This window comes from Castellaniella sp. UC4447_H14, assembly GCF_052978285.1.
This window is the reverse complement of the sequence record NZ_CM129666.1, coordinates 991,119-1,017,666: the sequence shown is the minus strand read 5'-3', so window position 1 is coordinate 1,017,666 and position 26,548 is coordinate 991,119. Positions and strand designations below refer to the sequence as shown.

The following is a 26,548-nucleotide window of genomic DNA, read 5'->3' as shown; positions in this document are numbered from 1 at the left end:
GTCATTGTGCATGAAGGATGGCGGCCGGGACGGTGCGCGGTGCGATGAGACGCATCAAAGGGCTACAGGACGGCGAGATTTGCTCGTATAGGGAACATGTTCTCACGACTCTTCTGCCTCGCGGTTGCAACTCGGTCGTGGATTCAGTCGGGCGGTGCTGCGCCAGAGGTAATTGCTGGTCAGATTGATGTGTTCCTAGCTCAACGGCGATAGGTACCGCAAGAGCGCCTCATCGATGGCGTGGTCGTGGCCACGCAGCGCATGTGCAGCCCGTTCCAGATAGACCGTATTCCACAGCACAACGCCGGCGGGCTGTTACCAAGTTGAGACCGCCAGTTCGGTAGCGCTGCTGATTAAAGCCGTGGTAGCGGGTTTCCCTAGTCGGTTGAAGAACACAGCGCGGGCCAGTGTGATGTGTGCTTCACCTCTATTTTGCCCGGCATGGACGAGACAGCGCAGTTCGACGCTTTGCCACCAGTCCAAGATGAACAGCGTGCGCTCGATGCGCCTCAGCTCGCGCAGTGTCACGGCTAGACCGTTTTGACGCGGGCATCCGGGTGGTCGTAGTCTCACCACGCGACGACGGCACGGTTCCAGTGTGCAGTTATGATAGGAATCAGCACCTCGTCAGAGGGACCAGGATTTCAAACGTGGTTACTTCTACGGTGGATGTGGCACGGATACTTCCACCATGAGCCTCTGCGATGGATCTTGCGATCGCCAAACCTAGACCAGCACCTTCTCCACTACGCCGTCGAGAAGCATCTGGTCGATAGAACCGCTCGAATATGTGAGTGATGTGCTCGGTGGGTATGACTGGCCCAGGATTCTGTATTCGCAGACAAGCGTTGTGAGAGGTCGCTGAAAGGGTAACGATGACACTACGCTTTGCTGGTGTATAGCGGATAGCATTTGATAAAAGATTGCTCAATGCGCGGCGGATCATCAGCCTGTCTCCAAGCATGCAGGTCGGCTTGCCGGCGACTTCCAGATGCACTTCTCGCTCTTCCGCCCAGGCGCCAAAGTAATCGAAGAGGAGGCGGGTTTCGGCCTCCAGGTCGATTTTCACCAATTCTGGCTTGAGCAAGTGATTGTCTGTCTGAGCCAGAAACAGCATGTCGCCCACCATCTTCGCCATGCGCTCATACTCCTCCAGGTTGGAGTAGAGGACTTCACGGTACTGCCCGACGCTGCGCGCTTGGGACAACGCCACCTCGGTCTGGGTCTTCAGGTTCGTGATCGGGGTGCGAAGTTCGTGCGCAATGTCGTCCGAGAACTCTGACAGACGGCGAAACACCCCTTCGAGCCGGTCCAGCATTGCGTTAAAGGAAGTGGCAAGCTCCACCAGTTCGGCAGGCAAGGCGTCCGGCGCTAACCGCACATGCATCTGGTTGGACCCAATTTTCTGCATTTCACGGCTGATACGCCGTAGCGGCGCATGACCTTGGTACACCGCGAACCAAATGGCGAGGATGGCAATAAGACAGGCGGCTGCTGTGACAAGGCGCAGATAGTTGTGCATGCTCTCCAAGTAATGTACATGGAAGTCGACATCGGTTGCCACAGTAATAGTCAGTCTGCTGGGCTTGGGGAGCGTATCGGATGTAAATTGAAGCACAGCGCCGCGTAGCGTCTGCCCGTGAGCTTGCCAAAGGCTGAGGGTATCGATCGTGATCTTGTCGACCGGCGCAACAGTACGAGTGAATGGAGTGAGGTCAGGGCCTGGTGTCGCATAAATCTGAGCACCCGCGTCCCATGCAACGCGGTATTGAGCGTTATGGTGGCCCGAAACTGCGTCGGAGAATCGTGCTCTCAGTTCAGTGGGGCCCAAATGGGGTGGAAGGGTTGAGAGCGTGTGCTTAAGCGCTTGCACAACCGCCTGGAGCTCATCGACGTCCTGTTGAATAAAGTGAGCATTGATCGACCGTTCTATGACCCAGCCAAAGGCGAGCAGGATAACCGTGATGGTGGTCCCAATGTAGACCGTAAGTCGCAATGCCAGAGATGCGGGTCGCTGCCTCATCGGTCAGTCCGTCTGATTCGTGTCTAGGATATAGCCCATACCGCGCACTGTGTGGATCAATTTAGGTTCGAAATTGTCATCGATCTTCGCTCGCAATCGACGCACTGCTACATCGATGACATTGGTCTCGCTGTCGAAATTCATGTCCCAAACCTGGGAGGCAATCAACGAACGCGGTAATACTTCGCCTTGCCGGCGTACTAGAAGCTCCAGCAGTGCGAATTCCTTGTTCGTCAGGTCGATGCGCACATTTTGGCGCTCAGCCCTGCGCCGAGGAATATCGAGTATAAGATCTGCGACCTGCAAGTGATCTAATATTGGGACCGCGCTTCGCCGCAGCAAAGTGCGCACCCGGGCGAGAAGCTCGGAAAATGCGAAAGGCTTCACCAGATAATCATCGGCGCCAAGCTCAAGTCCCTTTACCCGGTCCTCCACACTATCTCGTGCGGTGAGAAAAAGTACCGGAGTGGAAGATTTTGCCCCTCGCAGCGCCTGAACAATTCGCCAGCCGTCAATATCCGGCAGCATCACATCCAAGATGATGAGATCGTAGGGACTCGTCAACGCAAGATGATGACCATCCAGCCCTGATCGCACCAGATCGACAACGAATCCCGATTCCTCCAGCCCCTGCTTTAGATAATCCCCTGTCTTAGTCTCGTCTTCGACCACAAGTAGTTTCATGGGGTAACTCCTCAAAACCACAGGTTTTTGCCACGATGCGAACCTCCCTGCTGAAGGTGCCGCCCAACGGGGAACTTTAGTGCAGTACTGCTGTCGCGCACATGACAGTGTGATTACAAAATTGTAATGCCCTGTCCTTGTGTCGGCTATGCCGGGTGCTGATGCCTGCCGTCTGTAAAATCAACATGCCGAACTTGGTCGATGGAATTGACATGATGCCCACTAAAGTTTCAGCCTTTCTCGTTGTGCTGTCCTCGTCGATCCTGGCACTGCTGGCTTTGCCCGCCGTCGCCTCCTCGGGCGTGGTAGCAAGCGCGCCGCCCGCAGTGACGCTGAAGGTAGCGGGCTCGGATTCGTTTAGCTACCAAGCGTCGCCAGGTCCCGAGGTCGATCACCTGCACGTCTATGTGGATGGAGAGCAGGTGGGGCAAACGCGCCAGCTGCACGGAAACTTCACCCTCCAAGGGCTAGATCTTCCTGCGGGCGAGCACACCGTCTGTGTCGATGTAGCCAACCGAGCCCACATCCAGACCGGTGCAAAAGCCTGCGTGAACGTGCACGTCGGGTAGAGGCGATGAACGGGCAGAATCTCTTCTATGCACTCACCCAAGTGGTGCACAACTTTGGCGCGGTATTCGTTCTTGCCAGCCCTCTCTACCCAATCGTCTCTGGACGCCTGCAGTTGCGTAACGCACTATGGTTTGCGCTCGTTGGCTGGTCTATCCAGATCATAAGTGGCCTGTTGTTCGGACTTGTGAGTCTGCACTTTTACGGACAACTCCCTACGCTCCACGGCGTCGCGATTGTAGCGCTCGCAGTAAAGGCAGTCTCCGCCGTAAGCGCTTGCGTGCTTATCTTCATCTCGCTTCGCGAAGGGGCAATTCGTACAGATCCACGTGCGGTATTCACCTGGAGAGCACTGACTGGCCTTGCGATTGTGGCGCTTTCGAGTGCTGCATTTCTGCGCTGGTACTCCTGACAAGTGATTAACAGACGCATCCATGCTTCATTTGTTGACACATCGAGAAGCCCGCAAAGTTGGCTCACCTCGCGGGCTCCCGTCTTTTAATTATCGCGATCAGGAAACGGCGCCCGGATAGTATGGCAACGGACCCGATTGGAGCTCGCCTGATGCTTCCACTATCTGTAGCTCGGAAAGTACCTGTGCACGGGTTTTCGTACTCCGTGTGATATCCAGCGGATAGTACGGCTGTTGACTGAGCTGGAGCTCACCCACCGCTTCTGCTACCTGTAGCTTGGAAAGTATCTGTGCACGGGTTATGGTGCTGCTGACGCTCGTTGCGTCACTTATCGGATAGTATGGCTCTTCAGCGTACGTCAAACTCGCAGTGGTGAGGCTGAGCACAATAGCGGCGAGGGTGATGGTAACCTTCATATTAACTTCCTTCGTTTCTGGTTGATTGAGGTGGAGCAGTAAAACTGCATGTCCACCACTTTACAGTCCGGCAGGTTACTCGCCGATGACTGTTTCATTACCGTTTCGTCACATGAAGACGGCAAGCTGCCACCTCTAACGAAAAGCATTCATTCAATACATCATGTGCTGCCCAATCCGATACCTCTTTTGTCGCTGCGAGGTCGTTAAGTATTGGACGAGAAACGGCGCAAGGTGGATGCCTTTCAATTACAGGAAAGAGAGTATGGGGAGTTACCGCCTCAGACCAAATGATTACAAAAAAGTAATCTGGCCGTCACCTTGCTGACAACCGCACTTGATTAAAGTGTCGGATGTCACGCTCGGACGGATCAAACCCAATTGAATCAATCTAATCAGCGAGCACAGTTATTTGGATAATTAACCACAGGACTCTCTCGCGTGAAACACCCACTTTCACTGGCCACCTCCCCCTTCACCGCTATGCCTCGCCGTCGCTTCGTTCAAGGTCTTGTAGCCGGTGGCGTGCTGCTGGGCCTGTCGCCGTTTACTCGGGCCACAGGGTTAGGTTCGGGTACAACAGGTACTGGCCCGGCAGCGGTACTCAGTGGCACCGAATTCAATCTCGAAATCGGCGAGTCGCCGGTGAATTTCACGGGCAACCCGCGCATAGCGACTACGGTCAACGGGTCGCTGCCCGCACCCACGCTGCGTTGGCGAGAAGGCGATACGGTCACAATCCGCGTCAAAAATCGCCTGAAGGAAGTCACTTCCATTCATTGGCACGGCATCATCCTGCCGTTCCAGATGGACGGCGTGCCAGGTATCAGCTTTGCCGGTATTCCACCTGGCGCGACCTTCGTGTATCGATTTCAGGTACAGCAAAATGGCACGTACTGGTATCACTCGCACTCGGGCATGCAGGAGGCGACGGGCGTCTACGGCGCAATCATCATCGACCCCGCGCAAGCCGACCCGATCCGTGCAGATCGCGAGTATGTCGTTCAACTATCGGACTGGACCGACACAGATCCGATGCGAGTGCTCGCCAATCTCAAAACTCAAGGCGATTACTACAACTACAACCAGCCCACCGCCGTGGACTTCTTTCGCGACGTGTTCCAGACGGGTCTGAAGGCAGCGGTGGACAAGCGCAAGATGTGGAGCGAGATGCGTATGAGCCCCACGGATCTGGCCGACCTGTCCGCGAACGTGCTGACCTACCTGATGAACGGCACAACGCCTGCAGGCAACTGGACAGGGCTCTTTCGGCCCGGAGAGCAGATCCGACTGCGCTTTATCAACGGTGCGGCCAACACTTTCTATGATGTGCGCATCCCGGGTCTTGGGCTGACCATCGTGCAGGCAGATGGCGTCAATGTGGAGCCGGTCACGGTTGACGAGTTCCGCTTTGGCCCGGGGGAAACCTACGATGTGCTGGTGCAGCCCAAGGACGACGCGTACACCGTCTTTGCGCAGGCTATGGACCGCACGGGTTATGCGCGCGGCACGCTTGCCACACATGCCGGTCTCGAAGCGCCGGTGCCCGCTCTGGATCGCGTCGAGTGGCTCACCATGGCCGACATGATGGGTGCGATGGGCGGGAGCATGGCTGGGATGAATCACGGGGCAGCTGGTCAACCTTCTATGCCCGCTATGGATCACGGTGCTATGACCGGGATGAGCCATGGCAGCATGCCCGGCATGCAGGGCGTGGATCACGCAGGCATGGTCGGCATGGATCACGGTGCGATGGCTGCGACGGGTGCAAGTACACGGGTACGTCATGCGAGGACCGAATACGGCGCAAGCACCGATATGCACGTGGATATGCCGCGTACCAATCTGGATGACCCCGGAATCGGGCTTCGCAATAACGGGCGACGGGTGCTCACGCTCTCCGACTTGCACACCGTGGATGGCCCGATGGATCCGCGTGGTGCCGAGCGCGAGATCGAGCTTCATTTGACCGGAAACATGGAACGATACGCTTGGTCATTCGACGGCGTGGAATATGGAAAATCGACGCCAGTGCATTTTCGCTACGGCGAGCGGGTCAGAGTCATTCTGCACAACGACACCATGATGACGCACCCCATGCACCTACACGGCATGTGGAGCGAGTTGGAGGCGCCCGACGGGCAGTTCCAGGTGCGACGCCACACGATTCCCGTGCAACCAGCCCAGCGTATCAGTTTTTTGGTTACCGCTGACGCGCTGGGGCGTTGGGCTTGGCACTGTCACCTGATGCTGCACATGGATGCGGGGATGTTTCGCGAAGTGGTGGTGGCATGAAGAAAGCAACCGACTTCTCAGGCATCCATTCTATGAATCCTTCATTAAAGAAGACACTCGTCATCGCTGCAATCGCCACCCTAAGCGCAGCACCCCTGTTTGCCCATGCACAGGCGAACCATGCCGCCCACACCATGGAGCCACCCAAAGCCAGCGTACCGACGAAGGCTTCGGGCGTGGGCCACAGTTTGATGAACATGTCCGGCACGAGCCATGGGTCTGGCATGCCACAGGCACAGGGCCATGACGCCGCAAAGGCTGCACAGGAACGGGCCAATTCGGACAAGGCCATGGTCCCGGCCGCCGCTCACGATATGAGTGCGATGGGCCAGGGTAGTGGCGAGATGGATCACGGTGCCATGCAGATGCAGGGCGGCTTGGCCCCATCTGATGCCCGCGACCCCAACGTCTACTCCGATGGTTATGTGCGTAACGCAGGCAAATATGCGCTGCCGCCCTCTGAGGCACTGATGATGTCGGATATGCACAACTTTGGCTCGGTGAGCTTCGATCGATTGGAGTATGTCAGAGCTCGAGGCAATGAGTGGGCCGCCTACGAAGGGGAGGCCTGGTATGGCAGTACCTATAACCGCGCGGTGATCAAGGCCGAAGGAGAAGTCGCGAGCGGCCATCTGAGAGAATCCAAGACGCAACTGCTCTGGCGCCACGCGGTCGCCACCTTCTGGGATACGGAGCTGGGGGTTCGCTTTGACCACGGGCGAGGAGAGCCGAACCGGCAATGGCTGGCCCTTGGCTTCAAGGGACTTGCGCCCTACTGGTTTGATGTGGACGCCACAGCCTACGTCGGTCCCAGCGGGCGCACTGCGCTGTGGCTAAAGACGAGCTACGACATCTTGCTGACTCAGAAGCTCTATCTCCAGCCGAGCGTAGAAACCAACGTCTATGGCAAGAATGATGAACGCCGAGGTATCGGCAGTGGCGTGAGCGATGGAACAGCGGGTTTGCGCCTCAAATATGAAATCACGCGTCAGTTCGTCCCCTATGTAGGCGTGGAATGGTCCAGTAAATTCGGCAAGACGGCGGACTACGCACGGGCAGAGGGTGAGCCCAAGCAGGAAACCCGCTTCGTGGCTGGCTTGAGTTTCCGCTTTTGATCTTGCTTTTATATATGGGCGGCTTGAACCAGCCGTCAAATTCAACCATCTCCAAGAGAGTATTTATGATGAAAAAGACCTTGACCCTCCTCGCGCTAAGCGTGCTACCTACCCTCTCGCTTGCTGCCGGCAGTCATACTGGAGGTCATGGAGCGCCCGCGCATGGTATGCCTGGTCACGACATGTCCACCATGACCAAAGTCTCACTGATTGGACAGCCGGGAGACCCCGCCGAAGTCACGCGCACCATCGAACTTACGATGGATGACTCCATGCGGTTTACGCCGAGCGACGTTCAGGTCAAGGTCGGCGAGACTGTCCGCTTCTTTATAAAAAACACAGGGAAGATTCCCCATGAAATGGTGATTGGATCTATTGCCGATCTGAAGGGGCACGCAGCCGAAATGCGGAAAATGCCGGGCATGAAGCACGCCGAGCCCAATATGATCACCCTGGGTCCGGGCAAGCGCGGTGGCCTGGTGTGGCGGTTCGACCAGGCGGGTACCGTTGATTTCGCCTGTCTCGTGCCTGGTCACATGGAAGCGGGTATGGTCGGCAAGGTGAAGGTCAGCTGAGTTATTACACCTAGATGCTAAAGAAAATACTGACCTTTGGAGCGATCAGTGTCGTCATCATCGGCGCTGGCGCTGCACTTTACAGTACGATGCAGCCGTCAGGCGCAGCATTCATTGATCCTGCGGATCAGGCGCTTGTGGTACAGGGTAAGGCTATCTATGCCAACAGCTGTGCGGCCTGTCATGGTGCTGAGCTACAAGGACAACCCAACTGGCGTGAGCGTCTGCCTAGCGGCAGGCTGCCCGCGCCGCCACACGACAAAACGGGCCACACCTGGCACCATCCCGACAGAATCCTGATCGATATCGTGACAAATGGCCTTGTCCCGGGAAAGACCGCGCCTCAGGGCTATAAGAGCGATATGCCAGCTTATAAAGACATCCTGTCTGACGAGGAAATCAGGGCTGTGCTTGCATACATCAAGAGTACCTGGCCCCCCAAAGTTTTGCAGGCTCAAAAGGAGGTCACTTTGCAGCGGCAAAAATAGGTAAGGCCCATGCTGACAGTGGAGACAATCCTCTGTCGTGGTAAATCGTCCCATAGGATGCAACGGTTCCCTCTGCGGAGAGTTGATTTTCATCAGACCGCCCTCCGGCCGGTAGCAGCGCTCAGCCGCGCGGCCGGCATCCGCAGTCCATCTCCACGGCGCAGGCAGCCATTGCCCTGAGTTCGCCGCCCAAAACGCCGACTGTATCACTGCATTCCTTCCTGCAAGGGGTGCGCGTTGCCGGGTACTCACCCGGTCCCTTCGTCTCTCTTCGTTCTCCTACGGGCTGCGGCTTGCGTGCCCGCCCGTTTTCGGTCGTCCCTTCGTGATCCAGCACGACAAGGCGACGAACTCACGGCAACGGAGGCACTCCGGGCCAGACGTAGTACTGCGGACACCGCAAAACCTACGAAAGGCTCGGAATCTTCGGCCCCGGTAGCCGGTTAACCCCGAAAGGAGAAAGCACCCATGAACGCAAACAGCCAAGCCGCACTGAGCTATGACAACATGAACGACGCACACACGCTCTTCGTGCGCGGCCCCAGCGGCCGTTACAAACCTGCCACTGATGACCAGGTGCTGGCTGCGGGGCGTGTCGCAGCCGAAAGCCTGATTGCCACCGACGATGTCATGGCGCGTCCCGGCTATGTGGCAAGATTCTTTCAATCCAAGCTGGCAGGCCTGGGGCATGAATGCGCCGCGTTTCTGTATCTGGATTCGCAGCTGAAGCCCATCCGATACCTTGAGCAGGCGATGGGCACGTTGAGCCAGGCCAGCATCTACCCGCGCGAGATCGTGAAGACGGCCCTACGCCTGAACGCCGCCGCGCTGATGATGGCGCATAACCATCCTTCAGGGATTGCAGAGCCCAGCGCTGCCGATCTGAACCTGACGCGGCAGTTGAAGCAGGCACTGGCGCTGATTGATGTGCGGCTTCTGGATCACATCGTGGTGAGCGGGACCGGGACGGCCTCATTGGCCGAACGCGGGCAGGTGTAGGCGGGCATCAGGGCAGGGCGGGGAGTCCGTCCTGCTTTGCCGCAGGCGGTCAGTTGGCATGATCGGCTGATCATGCAGGTGGCCGTCAGCCGGCCCCTGCCGTGCGCCTGGGGTCGCGCGTCAGGGGCCGGGGAAAGCGGGGTCTCAAACCAGCAAGGCCGACCGGGTCAGGGGGCCCCGGTCGGCCTTGTCGTTGGTGCCGGTGGCATGGATTACTGCGAGGTGATGGGCGTAGCCCAGTCAGAGCCCCAAAAGGGCGGGGCTGAGGGGCGCTCGCCGCGCGGCTGCCGTGTGGGGTCATCGCCTGGTCGGGCCGTGATCCCGTCTTCCGTGACTCCCGCCGCCTAAACCACCGACGTGTACCACTTTCGCTTCTCCCTGCAAGGGGTGCGCTTTGCCAGGTACTCACCCGGTCCCTGCAGTTCTCTTCGTTCTCCTTCGGGCTGCGGCTTGCGTGCCTGCCCCTTTCCGCTCGGCGCTGCGTGGTCCAGATCGGCACGGCGACGGAACTCACGGAAGACGGCGGCAAGACCGGAAAGCCGGCGTAGACCCCACACAGCGGATTTACGTTCCGGCTCAAGAATCTTCGGATTCGGTCAGCTGAAAAGGCAGTTCAACCCTTGTTTTGGAGAAAACCATGAACACCTACGAAGCCAAGCAGGCAGCCCGCAAGGCCCGGTATCAGGAACGTGCAGGGCAGGCGGCACAGCAATCGGATGCAGTAGCAGCCCAGACCAGCCGGATGGCCGACGTCATCCCCATGGGGCAGCCCATCCTGGTGGGGCACCATTCCGAACGATCCGACCGCCGGTATCGGGAACGCATCAGCCGCAGCTTTGAAAGATCCTTCGAGTGGCAGAAGAAGGCCAACCACTACGCCGACAAGGCCGCAGCCGTCGGCAAAGGCGGCATTTCCAGCGACGACCCGGCCGCTATCGAGAAGCTACAGACGAAGCTGGCCAGCCTGCAGGCCATTCAGGAAACCATGAAGGCCATCAATGCCATTTTGCGCCGCCATGCCAAGGCTGGAGCAGATGCTCAGGTGGCCGCCCTGGTGGAATCCGGCCTGACCTACGAAGAACGCGCCCGCGAGCTCGTGACCCCGGACTATGCCAATCGCACCGGCTTTGCCCCGTTCCAGCTGCAGAACAACAACGCCAATATCCACCGCATCATGGCCCGTATCAAGGAGCTGCAGCGCGCGGCTGAGCTCACCGAGACCGAACGGGAGGGCGACGGCTACACCTATCGCGAAGACCCGCAGGAAAACCGCGCCATGTTTCTGTTTGACGGCAAACCGGCCAAAGATACCCGCGACGTGCTCAAGCGCCACGGCTTCCGCTGGAGCCCCACACGCAGCGCCTGGGTACGGCAGCTCACGGGTAACGCGCAATGGGCCGCCAGGGACGTGATCCGCCACCTGGATGAATTGAATCAGGTCTGATCGGCTTTCCTGTCCTAGGCTGGATTCCGACCTGGGGCATCACCTCCGACTTTCATCGTAGGAGCATCACCATGGCATCACTGAACCGCGCCACCCTCATCGGCAACCTGGGTAAGGACCCGGAAATCCGCTACACGCCTGACGGCGCTGCCGTCTGCAACGTGTCGATTGCCACGTGTCGATTGCCACGACCAGCACCTGGCGCGACAAGGCCAGCGGCGAGCGCCGCGAAGAGACCGAATGGCACCGCATCGTGTTTTACGGCCGCCTGGCCGAAATCGCGGGTAGATATCTGAAAAAGGGCCGCGCTGTCTTCGTGGAATGGCGGCTGAAGACCCGCAAGTGGCAGGACAAGGACAGCGGAGGCGACCGCTACAGCACCGAGATCATTGCCGAGCAGATGCAGATGCTGGGCGGTCGGGACGATGGGCAGGCGAGGGAAGCGAAGACGGCGGCAGGCCGGGCGAAAGGACGTAGTGGGCAGGCCTCGGCCTCAGCGGCTGGCGCCGCCGCGCCGGAGGAACCAGATATTCCGTTCTGATGGATCGGACGATCCTGGCCGGGTGACCCTGGCCAGACTCAGCATTGCACATCGGCCCGGCCTTGTCCGGGCCTGGTTGCGTTCTGGGCTGATGATACTGATGGTCTACCGGGTTCTGTTGCTGCCTTCTGATGGCTTGCCCTGGCGTTGCTTGGTTGTGTCCTGTGTGTCCTGTGTCATTTGCTTGGTGCTGATGGTTGGCCCTGTTCCCAGGCTTCGCCTGGGGCCCTGCGCTGTGACGCTGCCTGCCCGGTTCCCGGTCAGGCTGGGCCGTTCAGCCCCCAAATTCGCTGCGCTCATTTGTGGCCTTAAACGTCCCACACATGACGCACCCCTGGCGGGGTGGGGAAAGGCTTGGTGGATCAATGGCTTGTCGGGAAATGGTCGATTTCGGGGATGTAGGACGAATAGGGCACGCGGAGAGTGCAAGCCATTGATCCACCAAGGTAGATAGCGGCCACACCCGTGGCCAAATGGGGCGTAGACATTCTGAATGGGGCAAGAAATTTCATTTCAGAGGCGTTTCGGGTACATCAGGGATATAGGCAAGATACAAAAATAAGGCGACAGGATGACAGACTGAGTGCGCAGTGAAGGCAAACGTGGTGCGACATCGGGGCATTATGGCGACAGACTGTGGTCACTTGGGATATGGCCTGATGGTCTTGACAGGATCACCGTGAGGCATGATGACTGATTGTCCGGATTGATCCCGAGCCTGTATCCTTTGCGCTGGTCCACAACCTGGAATTGGTCCTTCGTGTCAGTTAATTGGAATGCAGGCATCATGCGCTGGAAGCCCCATGTGGATGGGGGCGGCCATGTGTTCGGGCTGAGCCACCTGCATCCCTTCAGGTATGAAGTCGCCCTGGAGGCAAGGAGGGGATTGCCTGCACGGGTGGTTCTGGTTCATGTGGGGTTTGGCATGCACTGCTTCACCCGCAAGGTCGAGGGTGATGATGACCCGAGCGACCATTATGCTGATGACCGTGAGACGCGCACGTTTTGCTTGGAACGATATCAGCTTTCTCGGGAACTCCCCAAGATCGTTCGAACGTTGGGGATGCGGCGTTGTGGCTTTGCCAAGGATGACAACTATGTGACGGTGGACTTGCCGACGGTGGACGGCCAGTCCATTCGGTATGCTGTGTTCTTCAATGTAAAGGCGTGGAAGGAACGCGGGCGGGATAGTGTTCTGCTGGTTGTGCAAAGCGCGTATGCACTCAGCGCAGCCAAGCCCGACCCGAGCAAGGGAAAAGTAGGATTCAATGTGCTTCTGGGTAGCGTGCTTCGGGGCGAGCGGCCACGAAGGCCTAGGTAGGTGCTGAGGATGTCAGAAAAGCGAAGGCCCCAACAAGTGGGGCCCCGTAGTCTGGAATCTGTTGCCTCCGCACTGGGCGGAACCACTTGCGTGGTAGTCAACGCTTTTGCCCTTTTGGGCGCACCAGCTATTGCGTTGGAAGCATTTTCTCAAGTTATCGCCTGGCTGTCAATGACAGCGGAGGCTTCCTGGAATAGGCAGTCAGGTCGTAGCTGACTACCAAGCCAGTTCCTGATCCGGTTCTGCAGGCTGAATCTCTGCCTTCCCTGTGCTATGAATTGGCAGCCCAGGATGCGGTCCGGCAATGTCATGCGCCAGCCCCTTGGCCCCCAGCCGATTCACCCGTTCCGGCAGCTTATCGGCATCATCCGTGAACACCATGATCTCATGCCGTTCGCGCGAGATGCTGACGTAGTAGGTATCCTGGGCCGTGGTGCGGCTGAAGCTTTCCGCGTTGTACAGCACGCGGTCACAGGTCAGGCCTTGGGCGCTATGCGCGGTGGTCGTGTAGGCATAGTCCAGGTGCAGCGGCCGGTCGGTGGGCAGGTCGATATGGCGGCCGCCGGTCTCGATGGTGACGGTGCTGGCTTCAATGGCGACGACCTGCGCCAGCTGGCCGTTGACCAGGTCATGCTGGGCATCGTTGCGGGTGATGCGCACCTGGTCGCCCACGGATAGTTCGGATTCGTTCAGGTGATAGACCGAGAGCCTGCCCATGGTACGGGGAATGAGCTCGATGGGCTCAGGTTTTGACGCGACAGTATTCACCGCTTGCACCGTGATGCGGTCATGGCGTGGGATACCGGTCACCCGGTACAGTTCACCACGCTTCAGGCCGCACTGGTAATCGCGCTCCGGTACGACGATATCGCCCACGGTGTAATACCGGGCGACACTGCGTTCGGCGCGTGTGGTCTCGTGGCGGGTCAGCAGCTGGCAGCGCTGGCCTTTTCCCTCCAGGCCGAGCAGGGCACGGATGCGGGCATTGATCGCCTGGCGCGAGGCGTTGGTACCGGTGACGACAATTGTGCCAGTTTGCTGAGCGGCAGGCAGCGCCGTATAGGCCTGGGCGATGGCCTCATACCGGGCGGAGCTGTCGCGTGTCTTCTGGCCATGCTCATCGACACTGAACTGATCTGGGATGGTCAGCACGCGGTCGAGCAGCGGCAGGGAGCGGCTGGCCTCGCCACGGGCTGCCAGCTGCACGGCATGGCGTAGCCGTTCGGATCTCTGGCGCTGGATGTCGCCCATGAGTACGGTCTTCATGCCGTGTTCCTGCAGCATGGCAAAGGCGCGGCCTGCCTCGATAGCCTTGGTCTGGGCCGTATCGCCCAGCAGCACCACCTTCGCGCCGGTGGGCTGGATGAGCGCCAGGAGCTTGTCCATCTGGCGCACGGGCACGACACCGGCCTCGTCGATCACCACCACGGTCTGTGGGCCCAGCTGGCTGGTGAAGGGCCGTTTGTCGCGGGCGGCAAGGACCGAGGCCACGGTGTTGGCCGGTACGCCGTCCTTGCGGAGATTTCGAACCATACCACCGTAGGGGGCGAGTGCTGCCAGATGATGGCCCTGTTGCTGCAGGATGGCCTGGGCATTTTGCAGGGCAAAGGATTTACCCGTACCAGCTAGGCCCTGGATGCCGCTGATCTGATCGGTGTCGCTGGCAATCAACATCACGGCTTCGCGTTGGCCTGGGGTCAGCCGAGAATCCAGCCCTGCTCCTGCCACGGTGCTGGCGATGGGAGCCCGCCAGGCACGGCGGCCATTTGCTTCAGCCGCCAGGATGCAGGATTCTGCCTCATAGGCCTTGCGCGTGGCGTAGCGTGGGCTTTCCATCAAGAGCCGGCCCTGGGTGATGGCCTGATCGACGAGTTGCAGCGCGGATTCCTGCGAGGCCCCGCGCAGGCGCACGACTTCGGCGGCCCAGCCCTCGCGGGTCATGGGCGTACCCTTCATGTCCTGGGTACTGCGGTAGTGCGGTGCTTCCTGGATGAGGATGCTGGCCTGCACGCGGGCCTGGATGACGGTCTGAATGGCAGTGACGTCGGTGTGACCGCCGGCATGGCGCACGGCGCCTTGCAGTAGGTCGGCCAGCGGCATGACGGATTCACGTTCCGTCAGGTGCTGGATCGCCCAATCGAGCGATGCCTGGGCGACCAGGTCGGATGCCTTGCCGGTTTCGCGCAACGGCTGCAGGGTCGCCTTCAGGCCCTCCTGGTCAAATCGCATGCCGATGGTGTGGGCCGCTTCTCGCCATTCCTGCTGCAATTCGGCCCGGCTGTACGCCTGGGCCTTCTGCTGCCGGTGGGCGAGGGTGATGCCCTGACGTAAGGCGTGCGGGGCCTGATCACGGCTGGTCCCGCGTGCGGCCAACTCTGCGGTGATCCCGGCGCTGCGCTTGCTGAAGAACTCGATCTGTTCCCGGCTGATGTGCGCAAGCTCGATATGATTCTTCTCGTGGCGCACGGCATAGCCCAGCGCCCGGACATTGCGCTCCAGCGTTGCTTGGTAGATGGCGTCCGTCACTCGCGGCAACTGGAAGATCTGTTCATTGGAAAGCGCCACCCACTGGCCATCGGCCCGTTGGGTCAGGTTCATCAGTAGCGCGTGAACGTGCAGATGTGGATCTGGTGCCGCGTCTTCTGTAGGGCGGGCCGTCTCGTGGCGAAACTTGGCGATGATGAGATTGCCGGTGTGTACCACCTGCGATTTGCCGTTTTCCTTCCTGCGGCCCATGGCCAGATGCTGCTCAACGTAGGTTAGGGCCGTGGCCACGGCGTCATCGTTTGCCTGGATCAGGCGCTCGTCGCCACCGATCAGGGCCTGCAGCGTGATGCTTTTTGGGGCGCCGAAGGTCAGATCCAGCGCTGCGCGGGCCTTGGCGCCTTTGCGCACGGATTGACTGGCTGTAATACCGTGGCCAAAATTACCTTGCAGCATAGACTTGAAGCGGGCAGGGTCGATGGTCCCGACTGCACCCAGGCGACGAGCGCCTTCGCCTTGCCATGTCGCGGCGCTGCCGTCTCGGCTGTAATAGTCATCGGCTTGGTCGGCATAGTAGTGGGTGGCGAGGGCCGCACGGGCCCTGTAGATCTGGCTATGCGAGATCATGGGTGCTCCGGGAAGTAGGGGATGGTAAAAGATCAGCCAGCAGGCGCGAAAGGCGCACCGGTGCTGGCTGTTGGGAGGAAGGGCAGAAGGATTACACAGGGTTTTCCACAGGAACTGTGGATGGCTGGTAACGGCACTGCACGGCCGTTCAGGCCGCAGCCGGTGTAGCCCGTTGCCAACGAGGACAATAGAAAGATAAACCTAAAAAAGTGTACGTTGGTCGCCAGCCTTGATTCCATATAGCGTACTAATTTGCGCGATGAACTGCTTTTGGCCCCCATAACTGGGGTGTCGAACGGCCACAGTCTGGATCGCGCCTTGAAACCGGCTAAGCGCGGCGTATGCATTGTTGCCGATGCAAACAATGCGTCTGGGGTGTAAGAGCCCAATAAGAGCCGCGAGAGCCTCCTCCCCGAACCTCCGTTCCAAAGCGTTGTGTTGGCGATTGCTGAACGGTTTCCCCGGTTCGTGGGGATGAAGCGGAAATACATTCCACAAGAAGACGTTTGACTGCGTCTGATTTAGCATCTGCCAGATCACTGCTGCAGTACGCTCGGCCACTGCTGCGCCAACCGTCGGCCTCTTAGCCACTAACCCCCATCTGGCGAGATGCGGGGCTACGTGAACATCGTCCGTAAGTGCTAACCCCGTACGGCGCCCACCGCGATAACCAAGATCACGGCCTACCCAGATGGCATCGACCTCGCTGGTTTCAGCACACTTGATCAATCGAGACAGGGTGCTTGCTCTCTCTGTTGGGGCGTCTTCAGAATCGTAGACAGGGCACTTGTCAGCATATGGATTGAAGCAGTTTTTGAATTTCGCGGCTGCGACGTGCTCAACAAATATATGTGGTTTTGTTTCAGTCATAGAGGCTCATAATAGATCGTTCTTGTTGTACGATTCCCAATAACCCAGCCGCCGCCAGCGTCACGAATTTGGCGGAATACAGCATAACCACTAAGGATAGTTCGCTCCCACAGCTTCGCTGGACATCTAGAAACTTCGTAGCCGGACGTGAATTCTTCAATCGTTTTTAGAATATCGAGCGACACTTTTTTCTGACCTTCAAAGTAGTGGAGCTCCTTGGCTCTCATAAAAATCCATGCAGTCAGGCCTTCCTCCACAACGATTGCGCGGCCGCTATCTTGTTCCTCATCAAAACGGCCCTTACTTTTGCGCTTTTGTTTTATTAAAGCTCGAAACACTGGTGACCAATGAAGTATGGCTGAATTCGCCAAATGAAAGACATCATGAAAGCGGTAGCCATCAGGATCACCAACGTTGTCGGTCAGGGGGTCTCCGATGAAGACACCATTCCATTGAAGATAACTCCTGCCAGCATTTCTCTGGCTTATTCTTATTCTGAAATCATTCGGTAGACGTTCCTCCTCGTTGAATTCGTCATCGAAAGTTGGAAGCTCATCCAGGTTCGGCTCCATGAAGGCGTTACGAGTCTTCGAAACATTCCTCCGTACAACATCCGCGAATATTAGGTTTGAAGAATGAAGTGCTCTAAGGTACGATTGCGCGAATTCAACAAGCTTTAATCGTCCTTCATTCCGCAATTTTTGAGGTTGTCGTAATAGTTCGGCTGCACATAAACCTAAATTGAATAAGGACGCGTCGATGTTCTTAGCATCGGTCGGAGTCGCGACGTGCGCCACGCTGCCGGGGGTGGCATCGCTCGCTGAGCAGGTCGTCGTAAATGAGGATCCGGTAGCAGCCTCGGCAAAGACCTGGTCTAGAGGCACGGCTGCGCGTCTACACACAGCATTGAAGTACCATAGAGTATCGCCAAATTCTTCTTCTGCCGCTCGCTTGAACTCTGGGTACGCGGCGCCTTCCCTGACATGCTTCTTGGCCGACGACATGATTCCGCCGACTTCACCGTAGAGTCCCATTAGTGCGCGATTGATATCATCTGGCGGCAGAATATCAGTAGGTAGCACGTCAGCCGCATATTCAGCTAACGCCACAGAGCCGCTGGAGGGGTTTTTTTCATTGGCCACGAAGCATTCTCCATTCAAATGGGGCGCCTTGATAATTGCTCATACCTAGAGAGCGTATCCAATGGACAAACTGCGCAATTAGCTCCTGATTCTCGAAGGCGTAATAGCCTCTACCTGATTTGCAAACATCCAAGCCGTGAAAATTGCGTAGGTGCTTCGGGATTGCCGGACCATATCCGCCAAAATAGACGTAGTCATCGCTGATCAAAACGCGATCAGATCCGGTATCAATTCTCATATGTTTGGGATGAAGGCCCCCATCTTTGTTGCTGTGAAAGGAATCTCGTTGCAGCCATTTTGTGCAAGTGGCATCGTGAAAATAAATGTTGTCTCCACAGCTTTGCTTTCTACTTCCTCGTCGATATGGTTTCTTTTTTGAGAATCTGGGGTCATCGTTATACGCTTGGAAACCCATCGCCTCCGTGACGCGCATTGCGTAGACTAGATATCCTCCTCGGAGCACAGCCTTAGCGTTACTGCCGGAACCGACTAGCCAGTCGCCGACTTTAGCGCTTCTACGAATCGATGCTTTGCAGGTCGCGAGTGTACAGAAACTACCAAAAGGATTGGGTGCAAAGCCGCTATCATAGCGAACCACATAGGAATAAAGTCTCAAGCGCCACCTCAGCAAAGATGTCGTTTGATTGGCACTGGATCGCAAGGCTGGCCGTCGGGCCTTTCCCAGCCGTCCTTGCCATTTATGGCATCAATGATGGATGTTCCATTCCAGCCGACTACTGCGTCAGCATATTCTTTCAGAGCAGAAGGAAGCTCACATTCTTTTGAGCCGTGTTCCCAAACGCCCACGATGCGTTTGTCATTCTTAGCCGCATATTCGATTTCCCAATTCACCCACTCGCTACCTTTAGTGTCAGGAGAGACATATACGAGCAGCGTTCCGGCCCAGTCGATCTGGGGTGCAAGGATTGACGACTTGATGTAATCCGGATCCTTTGCGTTGTTCGGGTTTGACGAGTTGATCGATGAGTCCCGAATGGTCAGGCCATTCTTTTTAAGGAGCGATTTTAGCTTCTCGAGACCGGCATCATCTTCGTGAATGTGGGAAATGAAAACGTTCTTGATATCTTTCGCCATGTGGCTCTCCTCACGCATTCGACGAGTACATGAAACACCATAGCGCTAATTGTGTCTAAATGTCAACACTCATAAGGCCCTTCAAGATTAAAACAATTGCCTGGTCGATGTGAGGAGTCTTAGCCAGGATTCGGTTCTCAGACTCGGTGAGTCCGTTCCTGAGGCTATCAGGGCCAAAGTGAGAAAAGCGCGTGCGCTCGGCCCATTTTCGGTGAGAAGACGCCCACGGGGCTACCAGCCCCAGCGTTTCAGCGATATCACGGGCACAACCGCCAAAGCCTCCTAGCACGAATAGTGGGGTGCCAAAATTAAGTGAGAGGAGAGATTCTTCGGCAACACCTGGCATAGAACCCATGAAATTTTCAACACGTCCACCTAATACGATGCGTGCGTGGCTTTCAGTTTGAACAGTGTGGCGCATCGCAGCAAGGCCATCGGCCCATTCCGCAGCGGAAGGCTCTCGTTCCTGGATCTGACGGCGAGCCTGCAGAGACATGCGCGCACCTTTCCGATCAAGGCAAATGAGCTCGGCTGTGCCCACTAGCGCATCTGATGCTCGTTTCACATCTGAAAATGGTATTCGGAGGTGCACAGGCCACGCTAAGAAGTCGGATATCCCCACCGGTGAACCTTCATCGACAACATCTCGCCTATGCCGCTGTACGAGCTCAAAGAGAAGCTCGCTGAAACCACCTGCTCGAAGATCACCACCATAGTTGAGCTGTGCACCAAGCGCGAGGAGATGTCGCGCAAGCTCTGTCATCGCGTCTTTCAAGTGCTCTACGCTTAATCCGAGGTAGGTCATGTCAGGGCCCTCAGACGCCGAGATCGCGATCACATGTTCCTGTAAAGCTTCTTGATAGCTCATCGCTGGGTCCCCGATAGCCACTCTGTTAGGCTGCGAAGTTGAACGTGCGGCGCAATCTCGAAAAAAAGACGTTCCTCCTCTTTGCTCAGAGGCGGATTGGGATAAACGATAATTGGGGCTGGTACATCAGTCTTGGGGGGTAGCATAGCTAACGTGATCAGTTCGGGTGGTCTCGGGATGAAAAAGATCGCGGGACCTGCAATCTCGGTCGAAATGTTGGTCCGACAACGCCAGAGAAAGTCTTTTAGAACCTCGTCGAGTAACCTTGCGATCACTACGTCGATCCGATTTGGCCCCTCGGGGTCGAGGCGAACTACCGGGACGTTCCCCAGATACGGAAACCCCCGCTCATCGAGGTCGCTGATGCAGTCGGCAACAACTAGAGGGACGTTATGGCGCTTCGCCTCAATGATTTCCCTGCGGCACCACTCGCGAGATGAGTAGGTGTCAGTATGCACCGCAACCATTGCGCTAACCCGAACCTGTGATAACAATACGGTGTGGAAGCGTAACCCGGCAGGGATATCATGCACATCGAAGAAGCTTGCGAGGCCGTGCCCAGCTTGGAGGCGATCCCGTATCAACTCGGCGGTTTGCTCTCCCGTGTCATCATGCTTCGAGTGGCTCAGGAAGATCTGAACTTTTCGGAGGTATGCCTCGAGTGTGGCCTCATCCTTATCGGGTCGCTCTAGGCATGCTAGGAAGTGTCGAAGCATTCGGCAGAACTCGTAGGTCAGCTCACTGATAAGCCGCCCAGTTCGCGCTGCCAAGTCGCCATCCCACGAGTCCCATCGCAGTGCCTGCTCTGCCATGTTAAGCGACGCAAGAACCTCTCGATCTACCGACACTGGAAATACCCTGGCGTGTAACCCAGTCATTTCAGCTTGTTCTCCGAGCTTGCGTGCGTATGCAACCCAATGAGGGTCTGCAGCAAGTACGTCGTCAGCCAAGATAATGACGGCTGTCGCATATGCTTCGTTAACGTCAACTTCGAGTGGCACCGTATCGCCCGGTGGTGGTAATGAGCGAAAGATAACGCTGAGGCCTATCCCACCCGCGACATTCTCATATAAGTCCCGACGGAAGTGACCACGAATCGCCTCCGCGATCGTGGGGCCCTGATTAAAACGGGGGTGCCACACTACATAGACCACGAGAAACGGGCGAGTAAGATCGGGCACAAGCTTTCCTTATGTTCGGTAGAGATAATGCTGCTGTGCCCTCTCTTGAGCATCAGCGGCAGCAATTGTGTATTGGCAAAAGGGGAGGGAAGCCTTATTCCAAGAGAAATGGAGATCGCAGTACCAAGTGACTGCTTTTGGCTGATTGCAGTCATTTCCCGTCTTCGAAAGGTGTGACATGTCCTCCACCATGCTGTAGTGACAGTGCCGCCCTGGCCACAGCCAAATCCCCTGCCAGAGCCACATATCCTTCGAGTACCGGCAGCGCCTGAATTTGCGCTGCCGTCACGACATCCTCCATCGTCCGATCCATATTATCCGACGTATTCCGATGATCGACACTGCGGCTGACGCTGTATTTTGGCCGCTCGACCTCGTGTTTGCCAAGGCTTTCGCTCATGTCGTGGGCGGTTTGCGGGTCGGTGCGCGATCCACCCAGCACGACCAGGTTCCGAAAGCTGGCCCGGATGGTGGTGGCCATGGTGCGTCCGTATAGGTGTTCCAGCTGTGACGTGCTCTGCAAGCCCGCGATGATGCGCAACCCATTCTTGCGGCCTTTGGTGAGGCCCGCTTCCAGTGACGGCAGGGCCTCCAAGCTGGCCAGTTCGTCGATGAAGAGCCACCAGCGTCTGCCGGTACCTTCAGGCATGGATAGGATCGACGTGATGAAGACGTCAGCCCAGGAGGACACCAGGGGCCGCATGGAGCTCATCATGTCTTCGCGCCAGTTGATGTACAGGTTTCCGCCGTCAGGCTTGTCCAACCAGTCCCGGATGGAGAAGGGGCCAGGTTTCATGCTGGTGTGTTCGGAGAGCTTATTCGAAAGCACGAACCGGGCCGACGACAGCGCCTTGCTGGCCTCGCTGGAGCCGACGAACAGAGATTCCGCCAGGGTGCCGTCCAGGAACTGCTTCAGCACCTTGGGGTCTTCGATGGTGCACAGGCGAAACAGATCCATGACGCTGGCCTCGGTGCCTTGCAGTTGGTACAGCTTTCTGGCGGTTTCACGCAGCAGCAGCCGCCCGAAATCGTTCCATTCCTCAGCGTTCTTGTCCTGACTCATGGGTACCAGGGAATGCGCCAGGCGCTTCCAGTCGTAGTCAGCGCGTACTTCATTGAAGAACGACCAGCCTTCGCTTCTGGCGTCGTAGGGGTTCAGGATTACGTCGCTCGGTTGCCAGAATTTACTGAGCAGGTCGCCATTGGGGTCGATCACGATCATGCGGTCGTTGCGTGTGGGTGTCTGGCTGGGCTGGCGACTGAGGGACCGTGCCAGCACGGAGGCCGCCATGTTGCGCAGCAGGACCGATTTGCCGGAGCCTGTGGCGCCGCTCACCAGTAGGTGCAGATTTTCGTTGGCAGTCGGCATGGGAATGCCGGCCACGTCGATCTGTTGCTTGCCAGGTTCCGTGCAGAGCTTTGCCAGGTGTTTGGCCGTGGTCATGCGGGTGCCGCGCACGAAACGCTTATAGGCGGCACCCTCGAAGCCTTCGGTTTTGGCCGTGCGGCCGACGAACAGAATCAGGCCGAGCGCCAGCACCAGGCCCACACCCAGCGCCCCGTAGAGTAGCGGGTAGGCTGGGGTGAGCTTCACGAAGTGCCAGGCCATTTTTCGATTCCAGTCATGCCAGGCGATGCCGCTGCCGTAGGTGGCGGCCGTCATCCAGGCGCCGACGGGAAAGAGTGCCAGGGAAAAGGCGGCAATCCGCCGCCGGGTGATGGGGGAAATCAGAGTGGACATGATGGCCTTCGTGAAGTCAGGGGATCAGCCACTGGCCCAGGGCCAGACCTGCCAGCAGCCCACCCAGCACTCCGGCTGCGCCCCCCAGAGCGATGGCGATGAGCGTCATGCGCCGGGCGGCCTGCTGAACTATCCTGGCCGTGTGGGCTGATTCCTGGCTGTGATGCTCCAGCTGGGTGCCTGCGCCGTCCAGCATGGCCTGGATGGCTTGCTCGTGCTGCTGGTGAATGGGCTTGGCGGTGGCTTCCAGGGTGGTAGTAAGCTGCCGGGCCAGGTGCTGGGGCAGGACCTGCTGGGTATCGGCCGTTGCTTGCAGCCGCGTTTGCGCGGTAGCCAGCGTCTGGGCCGTGGCCTCGAGTCGATCCACAAGGCCCGCGACCTCGCCCAGTACGTCGTGGTAGAGCAGATCGAGCTTCGTGCGGGCATGGCCTGTGGCCAGGCCTGGGGGCTGAGTTGAGTCCATGGCATGGGGTCAGGCAAAAAGTGCTGTAAAGGCTGCATTCATCTGCCGGTCCACGGGCTGGGCCAGGGCGCGCAAGGCGTGCCGGTTGCTCAGCTGGGAAATCCGCGCGTGGTCGCTGCGGTCGGCAGCCTTCAAGAGGGCCCGGTAGTCCGTCTGGTCGGCCAGCACGTCTGCGAGTGTGGTGCGCAGGTCGGCCAGCAGCTCAAAGACTTCGTTCTCGTAAACGGCTGCGGCTGGATTCGCCTGTACTTCGCCGGTCTTGGCGGCATAGGCGAGGATCGAGGGGAATTCCTCTTCGACGCTGGTTTCAACCCGATTGAAGAGGATGCGTACCCGGTCAGGGTCTACGCCCAGTTCCGCCAGGGCAGCCACGGTCTTGATCGTCTCGCGTTGGGCTTTGCCGGTATTGATGACGGGCAGTACGAAGTAGTTCATTTCTTCGTGCGCCCCTTCGTAGCGCATCATGTGCGTCAGAAAGTCCTCGATATTGCTGGCCCCCACGTCCACGATGGCATCGTCTCGGGTGAGCAGTTCTCGAAAGAGTCGGCCGAAATGTTCGCCACGCAACTGATCGACTTCCAGGCCCAGATCAGCGCCAGTTTCGTTGGTGGATTCCACGGCGAAGATCTGAGCGCCGTTCATGCGGGGGGCGAGCAGGTGGGAGGCGACGACGGTCTTGCCGACCGATCCGGTGTAGTTCAGGACTGCGACTTTCATGAGGTCATTCCTTGTCTTGGGTGTTTGGGGTGTCATCGGTGGCTTTGGCGCGATTGGCCAAGCCTTCACGGCGCAGGGCCTCCAGGTCGATGCGCATGTTGCGGATCTTGCGTAGGTCACCTGGCGTCTGGATGCGGTTGGGGCGCCCCTGGATTGCATCCAGCGGTGGCGGTGCGGGTGGGTCGAGTGCGGTGGGTGATGCAGGCTGCACTGGTGGGGGTGTGTCTTGGTCCTGGGCTTTTTCTGCTGCTGCCAATCTCTTGGCGCGACGCCAACGGCGCAGCGCCGTGATGTAGGTGTTGCGCACCACGGGTAGGCCGGCCTTTGCCAGGTCGTCCATGATGGCCGCGTGCGGGACGCCAGCGGCTACCTGGGGTTCGATGAGCGGAAAGAGGGCCCGCAGCTTGGCGGCCAGGCGTAGGCGCGGGTCCAGGGTGTCCAGCACTGCGCGGTAGCGGGCGATGGGATCGGGTGGAGCGTGGTTGTTGGTCATGGGTTCCTTGAGGATGAAAATCAGTGGTGCAGCGCAGGCAGTGCGGCCGCCTGCTTGCCTTCCAGCCAGGCCAGGCCTGCTGCGTGGGCCTCGTCATAGGCGGACTGGTCATCGGCAAAGCGCACGGACTGGCCGCGAGCCGGAAAATGACCGCAGCCGACCTCCTGGTTGTGATCGAGCAGGCGCAGCAGGTAGCCTTCGCCGTCGCCTTCACGCGGCACGATCTCGAACGAAAAGCGCAGCCGGGCCTGGGCAAGCTCCGTCTGGAACTGCCGGGCAACCACCGGGATGCGAGCGGCCCAGTCGCCGATGCGATCCAGGGCGTCGGCGATGCTGTAGCCGCGTTCCTGCAGCCAGTCGCCTCGATCCAGCACCAGGGCGGCGGTGAGCGCTTCGCCCAGGCTCAGGGCACCGATGCCTTCACGGGCGGCGCGGTGGGCGATGGCGAGGATGCGGGTGTCCAGGTTTGCGTACGGGTTCTGGGACATGAGAACTCCTTGGCCCTGCAGGTTCAGGGCGATGATGGGGAAGGGGTGATGTGCGGCCGACAGGGTGAGTGTTGATTCCCTGCTGACCGATGCAGCCGCTCAAGCGGCTGCGCAGCATGGCGAGTTGAGATGGCCTGGGGATGGAGCGATCAAGGCTGATGGCAGGTGGACTTATCCACAGGTCTTACTGGTAGAAATAAGGTAGAAGAAAGGTAGAAGGCGTTTCGATGGCTGGAAATCGCCTATCCATGCGGGTTTCCAAAAATCAGGCGCGATGTTATGACGATAAAGCGCGATGCTATGACGAAAACCCGCGATGCTATGACGATGCAGGCGCGATGTTATGACGACGGTAAAAGGAACTTATCCACAGGCGAAAATCGGTCATTTATTGACCAATCTGCGGTCTGTTTTGGGCCGTTCCGACCGCTAGGAGCGATGCTATGCCGACGGATATTCAGCGATCCAGTCGGGTCCAGACCGCCTGTTCATGACCTCGGGTGGCAGCCTCGATCCGGGGTTCTGCGATCACCTCCAGGGCCCCCAGTTCGGCCAAGCTGCGTTCCAGCGTGGTGCGAAAATCGCGCATGCGGCCGGTGTACTGGGCACGTTCTTTCAGGATCTCCAGGCTGTATTTTTGCTGCGTGTCGGCCGATGTGCCGATCAGGCGTTGCAGGCTTTTGGACAGGTCGTGGCGCATCTGCAGACGCTTGGGCCAATCCACCAAGGCGTATTCCCGGTTGCTGAAGATCTGCGCCCAGCGGGGATCGGCATAGATCGTGTAGCTGCTGGTGTGTTCGTCGTAATCGAAGCCGCCGATCATGGCCAGCACACGGGTCGATGGATGGTTGCCGTAGCTGTATTTGACCGTGCCATTCTTGCGCCGTGCCTCGATGCACAAGGTGAAGCGTGCCAGGTCCTTCATGCCCTCGTGCAACCATTCATAAGCGCTACCCCCGGTGGGTCTGCCTATGCCGCGCAGGAAATCCGCACGGTTGATAGTGGGGGCCTCACCCAGTAATGCCGTGGTCTGCAGGTACATGGCGTGCATCCAGATGTCTGCGTGGTCCTCGGTCAGCTGCTTGCCCGAGCCTTTGAGCAGAATATTGGTGCCCTGCAAAAAGACGGTGTCATCGTGCAGGGGCCGCCATCCTCGGCGCACAGGGGCGAAGATGGCGCTGCGGGCGATGTAGTTCGGAATGGCGCGGGCGGCCTCATTGATGCCAGGTACGATCAAGGGGGCCGGGGTGTGGGCTTCCTTTTCAGCGGCGGCGGCAAGGGCTTGTTGGGCCTTTTGCTGGGCACGCTGCATAGCGGCTGACAGGCGTAGCAGGTTGCTGTCGTTGTGAAAGGGCAGGCGCGTGGATGTAGTCATGACAAATGTTCCAGACAAGCCCGTACAAGGCCTGCCTGGTCGTGTGCAGCGCCTCACACGGGTACAGGGGGGGGGGTGGCCAGTGGCCAGCAGACGAGGCTGCATGGCCATGGATGACGAAAG

At 58.4% G+C, this 26,548-nt stretch carries 25 protein-coding genes and 2 pseudogenes; 10 read left to right on the top strand and 17 right to left on the bottom strand.

Annotated features, from left to right (window positions below):
• Positions 1-195 precede the first annotated feature (195 nt).
• The 3 genes and pseudogenes from ACVCMJ_RS04990 to ACVCMJ_RS04980 form a co-directional block, all read right to left on the bottom strand.
• Positions 196-528: pseudogene (locus ACVCMJ_RS04990) on the bottom strand (Tn3 family transposase).
• An 88-nt stretch (positions 529-616) separates the two neighbouring features.
• Positions 617-2,023: a Cu(+)/Ag(+) sensor histidine kinase gene (locus ACVCMJ_RS04985; protein WP_447080338.1), complete on the bottom strand. Its 1,407-nt coding sequence runs from the start codon at positions 2,021-2,023 to the stop codon at positions 617-619.
• Between the two features lie 3 nt (positions 2,024-2,026).
• Positions 2,027-2,707 (bottom strand): heavy metal response regulator transcription factor, encoded by a 681-nt coding sequence (locus ACVCMJ_RS04980; protein WP_447080337.1) that lies wholly within the window; start codon positions 2,705-2,707, stop codon positions 2,027-2,029.
• A gap of 212 nt (positions 2,708-2,919) precedes the next feature.
• Here ACVCMJ_RS04980 and ACVCMJ_RS04975 point away from each other — a divergent pair, with 212 nt between their 5' ends.
• Positions 2,920-3,276 carry a hypothetical protein gene (locus ACVCMJ_RS04975; protein WP_447080336.1) on the top strand — a complete coding sequence of 119 codons (357 nt, stop codon included), beginning with the start codon at positions 2,920-2,922 and terminating at the stop codon, positions 3,274-3,276.
• Positions 3,277-3,281: 5 nt separating this feature from the next.
• Positions 3,282-3,686 (top strand): hypothetical protein, encoded by a 405-nt coding sequence (locus tag ACVCMJ_RS04970; RefSeq protein ID WP_447080335.1) that lies wholly within the window; start codon positions 3,282-3,284, stop codon positions 3,684-3,686.
• Between the two features lie 99 nt (positions 3,687-3,785).
• Here ACVCMJ_RS04970 and ACVCMJ_RS04965 read toward each other — a convergent pair whose 3' ends face one another.
• A complete protein-coding gene (locus ACVCMJ_RS04965; protein ID WP_447080334.1) occupies positions 3,786-4,103 on the bottom strand; it encodes a DUF4148 domain-containing protein in 318 nt (105 codons plus the stop codon).
• A gap of 483 nt (positions 4,104-4,586) precedes the next feature.
• Here ACVCMJ_RS04965 and ACVCMJ_RS04960 point away from each other — a divergent pair, with 483 nt between their 5' ends.
• From ACVCMJ_RS04960 to ACVCMJ_RS04925, 8 genes and pseudogenes are all read left to right on the top strand, one after another.
• Positions 4,587-6,398 carry a copper resistance system multicopper oxidase gene (locus tag ACVCMJ_RS04960; RefSeq protein WP_447082675.1) on the top strand — a complete coding sequence of 604 codons (1,812 nt, stop codon included), beginning with the start codon at positions 4,587-4,589 and terminating at the stop codon, positions 6,396-6,398.
• Complete coding sequence (locus tag ACVCMJ_RS04955; protein WP_447080333.1) at positions 6,395-7,513, top strand: copper resistance protein B; 1,119 nt, start codon at positions 6,395-6,397, stop codon at positions 7,511-7,513. The genes ACVCMJ_RS04960 and ACVCMJ_RS04955 overlap by 4 nt, the downstream gene beginning before the upstream one ends.
• A 68-nt stretch (positions 7,514-7,581) precedes the next feature.
• Complete coding sequence (locus tag ACVCMJ_RS04950; protein WP_447082674.1) at positions 7,582-8,088, top strand: cupredoxin domain-containing protein; 507 nt, start codon at positions 7,582-7,584, stop codon at positions 8,086-8,088.
• A gap of 14 nt (positions 8,089-8,102) precedes the next feature.
• On the top strand, positions 8,103-8,576 hold the full coding sequence (locus ACVCMJ_RS04945; RefSeq protein WP_447080332.1) for a c-type cytochrome: 474 nt from the start codon (positions 8,103-8,105) through the stop codon (positions 8,574-8,576).
• A 468-nt stretch (positions 8,577-9,044) separates the two neighbouring features.
• Positions 9,045-9,575 (top strand): JAB domain-containing protein, encoded by a 531-nt coding sequence (locus ACVCMJ_RS04940; RefSeq protein ID WP_447080331.1) that lies wholly within the window; start codon positions 9,045-9,047, stop codon positions 9,573-9,575.
• A 637-nt stretch (positions 9,576-10,212) separates the two neighbouring features.
• A complete protein-coding gene (locus tag ACVCMJ_RS04935) occupies positions 10,213-11,019 on the top strand; it encodes a DUF3560 domain-containing protein (RefSeq protein ID WP_447080330.1) in 807 nt (268 codons plus the stop codon).
• A 71-nt stretch (positions 11,020-11,090) separates the two neighbouring features.
• Positions 11,091-11,560, top strand: a pseudogene (ssb, locus tag ACVCMJ_RS04930) (single-stranded DNA-binding protein).
• Between the two features lie 787 nt (positions 11,561-12,347).
• Complete coding sequence (locus ACVCMJ_RS04925; protein ID WP_447080329.1) at positions 12,348-12,881, top strand: hypothetical protein; 534 nt, start codon at positions 12,348-12,350, stop codon at positions 12,879-12,881.
• 216 nt (positions 12,882-13,097) lie between these two features.
• On the opposite strand, the gene mobF is transcribed toward ACVCMJ_RS04925, so the two are convergent.
• From mobF to ACVCMJ_RS04860, 13 genes are all read right to left on the bottom strand, one after another.
• Complete coding sequence (gene mobF / locus ACVCMJ_RS04920; protein ID WP_447080328.1) at positions 13,098-15,992, bottom strand: MobF family relaxase; 2,895 nt, start codon at positions 15,990-15,992, stop codon at positions 13,098-13,100.
• 201 nt (positions 15,993-16,193) lie between these two features.
• Complete coding sequence (locus ACVCMJ_RS04915) at positions 16,194-16,862, bottom strand: uracil-DNA glycosylase (protein WP_447080327.1); 669 nt, start codon at positions 16,860-16,862, stop codon at positions 16,194-16,196.
• On the bottom strand, positions 16,859-18,004 hold the full coding sequence (locus ACVCMJ_RS04910) for a pyrophosphatase (RefSeq protein ID WP_447080326.1): 1,146 nt from the start codon (positions 18,002-18,004) through the stop codon (positions 16,859-16,861). Before ACVCMJ_RS04910 ends, ACVCMJ_RS04915 begins: the two co-directional genes overlap by 4 nt.
• A complete protein-coding gene (locus ACVCMJ_RS04905) occupies positions 17,994-18,602 on the bottom strand; it encodes an Nmad2 family putative nucleotide modification protein (protein ID WP_447082756.1) in 609 nt (202 codons plus the stop codon). Before ACVCMJ_RS04905 ends, ACVCMJ_RS04910 begins: the two co-directional genes overlap by 11 nt.
• 26 nt (positions 18,603-18,628) lie before the next feature.
• Positions 18,629-19,099, bottom strand: coding sequence for a TIR domain-containing protein (locus tag ACVCMJ_RS04900; protein WP_447080324.1), 471 nt, complete (start codon positions 19,097-19,099; stop codon positions 18,629-18,631).
• Positions 19,100-19,154: 55 nt separating this feature from the next.
• The gene (locus ACVCMJ_RS04895; RefSeq protein ID WP_447080323.1) at positions 19,155-19,967 is read right to left on the bottom strand and encodes a hypothetical protein; all 813 of its coding nucleotides are present in this window, start codon (positions 19,965-19,967) and stop codon (positions 19,155-19,157) included.
• The gene (locus ACVCMJ_RS04890; RefSeq protein ID WP_447080322.1) at positions 19,964-21,148 is read right to left on the bottom strand and encodes a toll/interleukin-1 receptor domain-containing protein; all 1,185 of its coding nucleotides are present in this window, start codon (positions 21,146-21,148) and stop codon (positions 19,964-19,966) included. Before ACVCMJ_RS04890 ends, ACVCMJ_RS04895 begins: the two co-directional genes overlap by 4 nt.
• A 151-nt stretch (positions 21,149-21,299) precedes the next feature.
• Positions 21,300-22,889, bottom strand: coding sequence for a type IV secretion system DNA-binding domain-containing protein (locus ACVCMJ_RS04885; RefSeq protein ID WP_447080321.1), 1,590 nt, complete (start codon positions 22,887-22,889; stop codon positions 21,300-21,302).
• A 16-nt stretch (positions 22,890-22,905) separates the two neighbouring features.
• Positions 22,906-23,352 carry a hypothetical protein gene (locus tag ACVCMJ_RS04880; RefSeq protein ID WP_447080320.1) on the bottom strand — a complete coding sequence of 149 codons (447 nt, stop codon included), beginning with the start codon at positions 23,350-23,352 and terminating at the stop codon, positions 22,906-22,908.
• Positions 23,353-23,361: 9 nt separating this feature from the next.
• Positions 23,362-24,069, bottom strand: a complete 708-nt coding sequence (gene stbB, locus ACVCMJ_RS04875) for a StbB family protein (protein ID WP_447080319.1) — start codon at positions 24,067-24,069, stop codon at positions 23,362-23,364.
• Between the two features lie 4 nt (positions 24,070-24,073).
• Entirely contained in the window at positions 24,074-24,562 is a 489-nt protein-coding gene (locus tag ACVCMJ_RS04870; protein ID WP_447080318.1) for a hypothetical protein, read from the bottom strand.
• Between the two features lie 20 nt (positions 24,563-24,582).
• Positions 24,583-25,050 carry a hypothetical protein gene (locus ACVCMJ_RS04865; RefSeq protein ID WP_447080317.1) on the bottom strand — a complete coding sequence of 156 codons (468 nt, stop codon included), beginning with the start codon at positions 25,048-25,050 and terminating at the stop codon, positions 24,583-24,585.
• A gap of 457 nt (positions 25,051-25,507) precedes the next feature.
• Positions 25,508-26,425 (bottom strand): TrfA, encoded by a 918-nt coding sequence (locus ACVCMJ_RS04860; protein ID WP_447080316.1) that lies wholly within the window; start codon positions 26,423-26,425, stop codon positions 25,508-25,510.
• Between the last annotated feature and the right edge of the window lie 123 nt (positions 26,426-26,548).